Raw genomic sequence first — 1,278 nt, 5'->3', positions numbered from 1 at the left:
AGTAGAGCAACGTCTTTTAAGACGTTGCTCCTTTTTCATTTAAAAGTACTTCTGATAATACTCTTTCCTTAACCTTCCGCTTAACTGAGCATATATCTTGGTGGTTTCACTTTTCTCATGCCCCATAAGACTTTGTATGACTTCAATAGGAGCTCCATTATTCAACAAATGAGTTGCGTAGCTGTGTCTAAGTTGGTGTGGATGAATCTCTTTATTAATTTCAGCACGATTGGAAATACGCTTGATGATGTATCGCATTTGGGCGACACTCATTTTATGTGGCTGTCTAGCTGTTACAAAAATGGCAGAGTTATGATCATTACGGCTTTCTATATAGCGTTTAAGCCATATGTCGCAACGTGTATTAAAATAAACTTCCCTTTCCTTGTCGCCTTTTCCTCTAACGATCGCAGATTGATTAGACCAATTAATATGGGTCTTTTCTAACGCAACTACCTCACCGATTCGACAACCGGTAGAAAACATGAATTCAAAAATCGCTTTTTCCATTGGGGAATGACAGGATTCACGAAGGTGTTCAATCTCCCGTTCGGTTAAATACTTGGGTATCCGCTTCCCCACTTTGGGTTCTTTGATTTTGGAAGTTGGATTCTTACTCAGGTGGCCTTCTTCATGGGACCAACGAAAAAATGATTTCATAAAACGGATACGATGTGCAAGACTAGCTGGTTTTAAATGCTTGCCGGATATAACGAGATATTCTTTCAGTTTACTTGTATCCAGTAACTCCATCTCTACATCTTTAAAATAACCAATTAGTAGCAAAGACTGTAACCCGTAGGCCTTCAACGTTTGTGGCGAAAAGCCCTCTATTTGCTTATCAGCTTCAAACGAAGCCCATGCTTTTGACAGTAACAATTCCATTCCCCCTAAAATAGTAATATTAAAAGGATTATTCCCAACTTAATAGAATTATAGACATAGGATGTGTTTTTACTAACGCGGCAGTTTAGTTGAATAAGTGAATGAATGCTTTATGTCGCTTTTGAACATTATGTCTAATTAAAAAACGAGAAAAGTTATACAACTTTTCTCGCAGTCAATCCTTCAATTTTAAGATTAGGAAAATCTTTTAGATAGTAATCTTCATCCTTTTGTTTAATTATAGTTTGTACCCAATGATAATAATCTAGTTTGATTTCAATAGCATCACCAGTTTTAAAATAAAAACCATTATAGAATGCATACCTACCTTGCGAGTTTTTTGTTAGTAATCCAATCATAAAAATACCTCTTTCGTGTGTTTTTTATAGGATT

2 protein-coding genes are annotated in these 1,278 nt (G+C 35.9%); both read right to left on the bottom strand.

Features of this window, described 5'->3' with window-relative positions; all coding sequences use genetic code 11:
- Positions 1-39: 39 nt before the first annotated feature.
- A complete protein-coding gene (locus tag C7437_RS16785) occupies positions 40-879 on the bottom strand; it encodes a tyrosine-type recombinase/integrase (RefSeq protein ID WP_111441108.1) in 840 nt (279 codons plus the stop codon).
- A gap of 161 nt (positions 880-1,040) precedes the next feature.
- Positions 1,041-1,244 carry a DUF5348 domain-containing protein gene (locus tag C7437_RS16780; RefSeq protein ID WP_111441107.1) on the bottom strand — a complete coding sequence of 68 codons (204 nt, stop codon included), beginning with the start codon at positions 1,242-1,244 and terminating at the stop codon, positions 1,041-1,043.
- Between the last annotated feature and the right edge of the window lie 34 nt (positions 1,245-1,278).

The organism is Psychrobacillus insolitus (assembly GCF_003254155.1).
GTDB classification, from domain to species: domain Bacteria; phylum Bacillota; class Bacilli; order Bacillales_A; family Planococcaceae; genus Psychrobacillus; species Psychrobacillus insolitus.
This window is presented reverse-complemented; position numbering and strand designations above follow the sequence as displayed.

Bases quoted from the DNA above. Each gene is read 5' to 3' on its own strand.
- C7437_RS16780 (WP_111441107.1), bottom strand. From the start codon at position 1,244: ATGATTGGATTACTAACAAAAAACTCGCAAGGTAGGTATGCATTCTAT.